Annotated in this window: 9 protein-coding genes; 3 read left to right on the top strand and 6 right to left on the bottom strand. The window is 60.5% G+C overall.

Going from position 1 to position 8,705, the window contains the following annotated elements; genetic code table 11:
• The first annotated feature begins 209 nt into the window (after positions 1-209).
• The 3 genes from VNM72_14305 (at position 210) to VNM72_14295 (ending at position 2,812) form a co-directional block, all read left to right on the top strand.
• Positions 210-1,178 (top strand): bifunctional oligoribonuclease/PAP phosphatase NrnA, encoded by a 969-nt coding sequence (locus VNM72_14305; protein ID HXF06570.1) that lies wholly within the window; start codon positions 210-212, stop codon positions 1,176-1,178.
• 56 nt (positions 1,179-1,234) lie between these two features.
• Positions 1,235-1,654: an archease gene (locus VNM72_14300; GenBank protein ID HXF06569.1), complete on the top strand. Its 420-nt coding sequence runs from the start codon at positions 1,235-1,237 to the stop codon at positions 1,652-1,654.
• A gap of 120 nt (positions 1,655-1,774) precedes the next feature.
• Positions 1,775-2,812, top strand: coding sequence for a lysylphosphatidylglycerol synthase transmembrane domain-containing protein (locus VNM72_14295; GenBank protein ID HXF06568.1), 1,038 nt, complete (start codon positions 1,775-1,777; stop codon positions 2,810-2,812).
• A gap of 3 nt (positions 2,813-2,815) precedes the next feature.
• Here VNM72_14295 and VNM72_14290 read toward each other — a convergent pair whose 3' ends face one another.
• The 6 genes from VNM72_14290 to VNM72_14265 all read right to left on the bottom strand — a co-directional run bounded on the left by VNM72_14290 (position 2,816) and on the right by VNM72_14265 (position 8,362).
• Complete coding sequence (locus VNM72_14290; GenBank protein ID HXF06567.1) at positions 2,816-3,925, bottom strand: D-alanine--D-alanine ligase family protein; 1,110 nt, start codon at positions 3,923-3,925, stop codon at positions 2,816-2,818.
• Between the two features lie 237 nt (positions 3,926-4,162).
• On the bottom strand, positions 4,163-5,071 hold the full coding sequence (rocF, locus tag VNM72_14285) for an arginase (GenBank protein HXF06566.1): 909 nt from the start codon (positions 5,069-5,071) through the stop codon (positions 4,163-4,165).
• Positions 5,072-5,148: 77 nt separating this feature from the next.
• Positions 5,149-5,754 (bottom strand): class I SAM-dependent methyltransferase, encoded by a 606-nt coding sequence (locus VNM72_14280; protein ID HXF06565.1) that lies wholly within the window; start codon positions 5,752-5,754, stop codon positions 5,149-5,151.
• Positions 5,755-5,951: 197 nt separating this feature from the next.
• Positions 5,952-6,602 carry a hypothetical protein gene (locus VNM72_14275; protein HXF06564.1) on the bottom strand — a complete coding sequence of 217 codons (651 nt, stop codon included), beginning with the start codon at positions 6,600-6,602 and terminating at the stop codon, positions 5,952-5,954.
• Positions 6,603-6,638: 36 nt separating this feature from the next.
• Positions 6,639-7,934 carry an asparagine--tRNA ligase gene (gene asnS, locus VNM72_14270; protein ID HXF06563.1) on the bottom strand — a complete coding sequence of 432 codons (1,296 nt, stop codon included), beginning with the start codon at positions 7,932-7,934 and terminating at the stop codon, positions 6,639-6,641.
• 83 nt (positions 7,935-8,017) lie between these two features.
• Positions 8,018-8,362 carry a hypothetical protein gene (locus VNM72_14265; protein HXF06562.1) on the bottom strand — a complete coding sequence of 115 codons (345 nt, stop codon included), beginning with the start codon at positions 8,360-8,362 and terminating at the stop codon, positions 8,018-8,020.
• Between the last annotated feature and the right edge of the window lie 343 nt (positions 8,363-8,705).

Genomic DNA, 8,705 nt, shown 5'->3' with positions numbered 1-8,705 from the left:
GACCTCCTGGCTCTGGCCAATCGCCATGACATTGCCATTGTTGGCGTTCCCTGATCGGACGGGGAAACGCCCGGCCCTCCGACTCCACCACAGACGCCCGGATTCTCCATCTGCCAAAATCGCTGTTTCAAAAGTCCGCCCCTTCGACCCAACGGCGAACACTGTCTTGACTCGCCTTCGAGGGCCGTTATAATTCTGGTCTCTTACTCATGCTCAGCCAGGTTGTCGAGCTGATCGAAAGTAAAAGCCGGTTCGCCATCACTTCTCATCGGCGACCGGATGGCGATGGTGTCGGGTCCTCGCTCGCCCTCATGCACATTCTGGAGAGTCTTGGCAAAGATGTCGTCGTGGTGATGAAGGATCCGGTGCCGCGCATTTACGGCGAGCTTCCCGGAGTCGAGCGCATTGTACGGCTCTCGCAGCTTGGCTCTCCCTATGATGCGGTCTTCGTCATCGAGTGCAGCGATGCCGATCGCCCCGGCCTGACGGACCTCAAGAATTACTTCCTCGTCAACATTGATCACCACTCGACGACCGAGCTGTTTGGCGACATTAACTGGATTGACTCCACGGCGTCGGCCGTCGGCGAGATGATTTACAACCTCTGCAAGGCTCTCGGCGTGAAGGTCACCGTCGAGATCGCCGAGTGCGTCTACGCGGCGATCCTGACCGACACCGGGTCGTTTCACTTCTCCAACACAACCGAGCGCACCTTCAAGGTGGCCAGCGAGCTTGTCCGCTACGGAGTGAAACCGGCGAAAATCGCTCGCTCCATCTACTACAGCCTTCCCTTCTGCAAGGTGCAGCTCATGGGCGTGGTCCTGTCCACGCTCCAGTGCGACGAGAGCGGACGGATCGCCTGGATCGTGATGACGCAAGAGATGATGCATCGCGCCGGAGCCTGTGAGGATGACTGCGACGGCATCGTCAACTATCCCCTGGCGATTGCCGATGTCGAGGTCGTCGCCTTTTTCAAAGAACTGGCCCCTGGAAGTTATCGCGTCTCCCTGCGGTCAAAAGGAGCCGTCAATGTCGCCCGGATCGCCAGCGAGTTCGGCGGCGGCGGTCATCGGAACGCATCGGGGTGCTCGCTGGAAGGCCCCTTTCCTGAAGTCCAGCGCCGGCTCATCGGGAGAATTCAGCAGGCGCTCGGAGTTCTTCCCGCTCCCGTGTCCTGAGCGGATGCGGGACTCGACGACTCACACGCAGAGAGCCACGACACCCTTCTCCGGCTATGTCACCCGGCTTTGAATTCCTCGACCATACAGCGGACATCGGTGTCCGGGCTCGCGGGCGAAGCGCCGAAGAGGTTTTCGCGGAAGCGGCCCGAGGACTTTTCCATCTCATGTATGATCCCGAACGCGTGACCCCTCAGCAGGAGCGCCTCATCACTCTCCGCGCGAACGGGTACGAAGAACTCCTCTATGACTTCTTGAGCGAGATCATCTATCTGCTGGACGCCGACAAACTCGCCATGGCCGAGGTGGAGATCATCGCGCTGTCCCCTCAGGAACTGCGCGCCCGCGTGCGTGGCGAGCGCTTCGATCCTGATCGTCACGACGGGCGCATGCACGTCAAGGCCGTCACGCTCCACCAACTGAGCGTCGAAGAGCGTGAGGGAGAGTGGACGGCGGTCGTCTACTTTGACATCTGATGCCCGACGGGTTCCGGCGAGACGATGGCCCGTCCCGCCTCTGCGTTTGCGCAGACTCGCGCTGTTCCCGAAGGTCCCCTTCCGGTCGCTGACCTGCCCCACGAGGAGATCTCCCGCACTTTGTGCAAACGGCCTCCGGAGGCCGATGGCGCTATTGACAGCCTGACGACGCCTCTCGTCTACTTTCTCGCCGTGAAGAAATGGGCGCTCATTGTGATCCGAACCGGCGTGAGCGTCGCTCTCCTCGGGGTGCTCGCCCGGCGCATTCAGTGGGAGCAGGCGCGGGGGATCATCGCCTCGCTGCGAGGCGATCTCTTTCTCCTGGCCGTCGTGCTCTATCTCGTCGGTCAACTTCTCAGCTCCTATCGCTGGAGGATTCTGCTTGCTCCCCTCGGATTGGCGGTAGCGTATCTCCGGCTGGTGGGTTTTTATTTCCTCGGCATGTTCTTCAATTTTTTCCTCCCCACGGTGATCGGTGGAGATGCGGTGAAAGTCTACTATCTGGCGGGGGAAACAGGATCGGCGACAACCTCGGCCGCATCGGTGTTCATGGATCGGAACACGGGGCTACTGGCGCTCCTGCTTCTGGCCACCATCACCGCGGCCGCGGGAGATGTTCGGGTGAGCGATGTTCCGCTGGTCTACCCCCTGCTTGGAGGATTGCTCGTCTATGGAGCGGCGAACGTCATCCTCTTTCGGGAGACAACCTACCGCTGGATGGAACGTCAGAGTCGCCGCATCGGCGCACAGACGCTCACACGGATCATCGCTCGCTGGAGCGAGGCGTGTCGGGCCTATCGTCAGTCCCCTCGCGTGATCGCCGCCGCCGTCGGCATCTCGCTTCTCTTTGATCTGCTTTTGATCGGTGCGACCTCGATCACCGCTCGCGCTCTGGGGATCGCCGTCCCCCTGACCTATTTTCTCGTCTTCGTCCCCATCATTTCGGTGTTGAGCATGGTTCCGGTGACGCTCTACGGTCTGGGCGTGCGAGAATATGGGTTCCTTGTGTTTTTCTCCTCGGTGGGCGTTCCCGCGGAAGCGTGTGTGCTTCTGTCGCTCGTGTGGCTGCTGGTGACGGTGGTGGCGAGTGTGCCCGGAGCCCTCATCTACGCGGGCTATCGCCGACGGAGAAGCGGACGCTTGGAACCTGAGGGATGAGAATCACCGGGGCGGCTCGTAGCTTGTGCGAGAGCGTGATTTCTCCCGGTGACGCTCCAGAGCCAGCTCGATGAGGCGATCCACCAACTGCGGAAAAGGAATGCCGCTGACCTCCCAGAGCTTGGGATACATGCTGATCTCGGTGAAACCCGGCATGGTGTTAATCTCGTTGATGATGATTCGATTCGTGCCCCGTTCGAGGAAGAAATCCACGCGGGCGAGCCCGGCGGCGTCAATCGTTTGAAAGGCACGAATGGCAAGCTGCTGAAAGCGGCGAATCACGCGCTGCGGGAGTCGGGCCGGGACGATGAGTTGAGCGGCATCGTTGAGATACTTATCGGCGTAATCATAAAATTCGGCGCCGGGAATAATTTCTCCGGGCAAACTGGCGATGGGATGATCGTTGCCCAGGACGCTGACTTCGATTTCCCGGCAGGTGATCGCCTCCTCGACCATGATCTTCCGGTCATACGCGGCGGCCAGATCAATCGCCTCAGCCAGATGATCTTTTGCCTTGACCTTCGTCACTCCCACTGATGACCCCAGATTGGCCGGTTTCACGAAGCAGGGCAGGCCGATTTCGTCCAGAACGCGGCGGCAGAGACGACGGGGATTCTCCTCCCACTCCGTGCGGAGAAAGGCGATGAACCGCACGACCGGAAGGCCGGCTTCGCGGAAGAGCCGTTTCATGACGTGCTTATCCATGCCGACGGCCGAGGCCAGCACGCCCGAACCGACGTAGGCGATGTTGGCCATCTCGAATAATCCCTGGATCGTTCCGTCTTCCCCGTAGGGGCCGTGGAGGACGGGGAAGACGACATCCACCCGTTCGCGTTTGAGAATGCGGCACTCGCCGTCAAAGCGAACGAGGGACTGCTCCACCGGATCGGCCAGGAGCGCCACCGAATCCGTTGGCGCCGTGAGAACTTCCTGAGGAAGCAGTTTCTCGGACTCGGCGGGCGACAGCCATCGTCCCTCTTTGGTGATGGCGATGGGGATGATGTCATACTTGTTTCTGTCCATCGCCCGAATAATGGACGCTGCCGACCGAAGCGAGACTTCGTGTTCGCCCGACCGACCACCGAAGATCACAGCCACGCGGAGCTTTCTCATCTGTTTCCGCCTCCATCGGCAAGTATAGCACGGAATCGAGAATCGGGCGTGAGCCTCACCCGCCCGGAGAGTCGGTCGTCGGGCGCGGTCACACTCCGGCGGCTTGGCGGAGGGATGACCTCACAAGCGTCTTGAGCCAGAGGTTCTCCATCCGGCGGCCGTGAGCGGGTCCTTCGCGGCAGTGATCGAATCGGCCCGCCAGGGATCGGCGCGAGGCGAGGGGACCCTTTGGGCCCGCTAAAGGATTCTCTTGCCGAATGCCGACAGAACCAATTCGACGGCGAATTCCGCCGTGCGGTTGCGCTCATCGAGAACGGGATTAACTTCGACGATCTCCAGGGAGACGATCTTTTTCGTGTCGGCGATCAGTTCCATCGCCAGGTGACCTTCCCGATAGGTCGCCCCTCCCCGTTCGGGCGTGCCCACGCCCGGAGCATAGGTGGGATCGAAAAAGTCCATATCCACGCTGACGTGAAATCCCACCGTGTCCCGCGTGGCGATCTCGATGGCCTGGCGCATGACTTCCCGCATCCCCAGCTCATCCAGCTCGCGCATGGTGAAGACTTTGATCCCGCTTCGTCGCACGTTCTCGCGTTCGAGCGGATCAATGTTGCGGGGACCGATGAGCGTGCACACCGAGGGATCGAGCTTGGGCGAAAATCCCTCGATCTCGGTCAGTTCGCTCGGTCCCATGCCGAGCGAGATCGCATAGGGCATACCGTGAATGTTGCCCGATGGTGTCGTCTCGGGCGTGTTCATATCGGCATGGGCGTCGAACCAGATGACGCCGATACGCTGGCCGCGCTGGCGGTAATGAGACGCGACACCGGCAATCGTCCCGATGGAGACGGATTGGTCGCCTCCGAGGACCAGCGGAATGGCTCCGTCGGCGACGATGGTCCGAACCCGTTGCGCCAACTCTCTGCTCACGTGAGCGACTTCGGGCAGGTATTTGGCCCTTTTATCAATCACGCGCAACACTTCCGGGATAGCGACGGAGATATTACCCAGGTCTTCTACGTCATAGCCGAGGGCGTGCAGTCGAGGCCGAAGACCGGCAATGCGCATGGCCGAAGGACCCATGTCCACACCGCGTCGGTCGGCTCCCAGATCCATCGGCACGCCGAGGATTTTGATCTTCTTCATCCGAGACCTCCCGCGTGAAGACGGCACACCGTCGGGGCCGTACTCAGGAGAAGGGCCTTCCCCCACAGGGAGCGCCGTTACTTGAGAGCACGAACAATGGAGAGCACCGGCAGACGTCCCCATCGGGGACGCTCCAGGCCGCGAATGAAAATCTGGCGGAAGCCAGCGGCCTGAGCCATTTCGGCCAGATCATCGGCCGTATGGAAGGTGGCTTCGGCTTCCTCGATGTTTCTCCACAAGTAGCGATAGCTTAGGCGGCGCAGTTTCAGGAACAACGGATCGAACGACGTCGCCCGCAGCAGGCGCTCGCTCAGGACAAGTCGCCCTCCCGGCGCGAGCACGCGCGCCGCCTCCTGGAAAAATCGGGATGCATTCAGAAAGCGGAATCCTCCGTGACAGGTAATGACATCGAACTGCCCGTCGTCGAAGGGGAATCGGCTCGCCGTCAGGAGTCGCCAGTCGAGGCGGGCTTCCACAGCTAATCCGAACGACCGCGCTTCCGCTCGAGCGCGTTCGAGATGGTCGGGAGTGAAGGCGACGCAGACAACCTTTCCCTGAGGTTCGACCAGCCGAAGCAGTTGAAGAGCAAACAAACTGCCCTGGAACGTGACGTCCATGACGGTGTGCCCCGGCCGCAGTTCGGCCATTTCGATGAAGCGAAGAAAGAGTCGTGTGGGGTCCACAGCGAACGGGATCCTGCGCCTCCACCTCCGAGTCCTGGTCCGAGAAACGCGTCCCAGAGGAGAATCAAGCAGCACGGGTGATGTATCGTGGAGCGTGGGAAGCATGAGCTGTCACCTCCGTATGAGCAGGATGAGTCCGTTGGACGAACGAGCGTATGGCGGTGTCAGGTCGGGTCATACCGCTCCACCTGTGCCTTCTAACGAAGGAGCAACCGCGTACCGAGAATTACGACAACGGTGATGAGCCAGAAGGTGAACATCCAGAAGATGAGAGTTCCCTTGGCCTTCTTGATCTCGCCGGCCAGATTCTCCTCGTGCGACTCAATGCGCATGCGGATCCATTCCTGGAGCGATTTGATTTCGTCCACCAGGCGTTGATCGAGAGACCCGAGGCTGCGATTGACCCGTTCGGGCAAGCCGGTGAGGGCAGCTCCCAGGCGCTCGTCGAATTCATGCAGGCGTCCGTCGAGGCGTTCGTTGAGCTGTTGAACTGTCCCGCCGAATTGCTCCAGCACCGGGGCGACGTTCTGCTGGAATCGCGCCTCGAACTCCCGCAAGCGCGCCTCCAGGCTGCGCCCCTGTTCGGCCACCTGATGATCGAGCGGTTCCAGGCGACCGCCGAGGCGCTCCTCCAGGGCTTTGATCTCCGTGCGCACCCGCTTGGTCAGCTCTTCCAACCGCGCGTTGAGGCGCTCCTCGACGGCTTTCAGCTCCGCCGTTGATTTGTTGAGATCCCCCTTGGTGGCGACGCCGGCCAGAAACCGTTCGTCGAAGTATTGCATGAGCAGCCGGGTCTCTTCTTCGCCCAACTTGTCTTTCAATTTGTCGTAGATGTCGAAGACCCCCACGGTTCCCCCCTTCCACGATCAGTAGGACCTTCCCTTTCAGGGCCTCAAGCGGTAAAGCATGCGGGGGAAAGGAATCGCTTCGCGGACATGCTCCAGACCGCAGATCCAGGCGACGACCCGTTCAATCCCCATGCCAAAACCCGCATGAGGGACCGAACCGAATCGTCGAAGATCGAGATACCACTCGAAGGCCTCGCGGGGAAGCTGGTGCTGACGAAGGCGCTCCTCGAGCAGCTCCAGCGACGCTATCCGTTGCCCTCCGCCGATGATCTCGCCGTATCCTTCCGGAGCCAGAACATCCACGCAGAGGGCCAGGTCCGGCCGTTCCGGATCAGGCTCCATGTAAAACGCCTTCACCGCCGCCGGATACCGATGGATCATCACGGGGCGATCAAACTGCTGGGACAGGAAGGTCTCCTGTGGAGAGCCGAAATCGTCGCCCCATTCAAAAGGAATACCCGCCTGGTGAAGCAGGCGGCCCGCTTCTTCGTAGGTCAGACGCGGAAAAGGAGGCGCGATGCGTTCGAGCTTCGACACATCTCGCTCCAGCACGGCCAGCTCCGCTCGATTCGCCTCCAGGACGCGACCCAAGATGTACAGGATCAACTGCTCGCCAAGCTGCATCATGTCCTCGAGCGTGGCGTGGGCCACCTCCGGCTCGACCATCCAGAACTCCGTCAGGTGCCGTCGCGTCTTGGATCGTTCAGCCCGAAAGGTCGGCCCAAAACAGTAGACTTTGCCAAAGGCCATGCAGGCCGCTTCGTTATAGAGCTGGCCCGACTGTGTGAGATAGGCTTTCTGCTCGTCAAAATAATTCACCTCGAACAGCGTCGTCGTTCCCTCACAGGCCGCCGGAGTGAAAATAGGGGCATCGCAGAGGACAAACCCGTTGGAATCGAAGAAGTCGCGGATCGCTCGAATGACCTCGTGCCGAACTTTCAAAACGGCATGAGGGCGACGCGATCGCAGCCACAGATGCCGATGATCCATGAGGAAGTCAATGCCGTGATCCTTCTTCCCCAGGGGATAGGGCTCGGCGATCTGCACGATCTGCAAGTCGTTGACATCAATCTCATATCCTCCAGGGGCCCGCTTGTCTTCCCGCACGCGCCCCCGTACGATGATCGAGGATTCTTGCGTGAGACGTTCAAATCCCTCCCACACCTCCGGTGACACCGCCGATTTCACCACCACGCCTTGAATGATGCCGGAGCCATCACGAATTTGCGGGAAGAGAATCTTTCCGCTCGACCGCAGATTGTAGAGCCAGCCTTTGAGCGTGACCTCCTGGTTAACGTACCGTCCCACGTCTTTGATGTAAACCTGTGTCATGCCTGACGATCACCTCTGCCTGAAAGCCGGGACATATCCTACTACAACTGGCTCACCGAGTGAAAGGGGGAGCCCGTCATCCCTCACTTTAAGACCCTCCAGCCGCGGAGGATCAGGACGATGAGAACGAGCCCCACCAGTCCCCGAATCAAATGACTCGGCCAGTGAACCTGGCCCGTCCCATCGGTCAGATAGTCGTTGTAGTAAACCACCCCGCTGATCGTCAGCAGACTCACGACCGCCAGCACGGCTGCCCACCGGCGCTGCCGCCATAATCCGAATGCCGAAACGAGCAGGAGGAACCCTCCGACCGCCATCCCCACCTGCGCTCTGGGCGGCAATCCGAAGGCATCCGCGACGATTCCCCCGCTGAGCATGAAGAAACCATAGACGGCCAGAATCGCAGCAATCACTTTGAGTCTCGTCATCGTTCCTCCGAAAATAGCCCGCCAAACCACGCGGATCGAGGGAGAAAACCGTTGCCGCCGATGAAAGGCCCCCACCGATCAATCATCCGTGGGCCCTTTTTCATCCCGGGGCTCCGATTTTCATTGTTCCCGGGTGGAGCCGGGGCTCCATGAATGACTCCTCCGACTTTCACCACAGATGGGCACGGATCGTCTCACCACTTCTCTCTCCCTCCGCGCTCCCCTGCGGTGAGATTTTCCTCGCTCCCGAGCGACGGCCTCGCTTCATGAGAAGGTCTGTCGGAGACGGCTCCCAGGACCGTTCCCTCCGAAAGACCGCCCGAACGGTTCAGATGTCATCGCG

The sequence above is a fragment of the Blastocatellia bacterium genome, assembly GCA_035573895.1.
In the GTDB taxonomy this organism is placed as follows: Bacteria; Acidobacteriota; Blastocatellia; order HR10; family HR10; genus DATLZR01.
The sequence above is the reverse complement of the archived record's forward strand: the minus strand, read 5'-3'. Positions and strand labels throughout refer to the sequence as shown.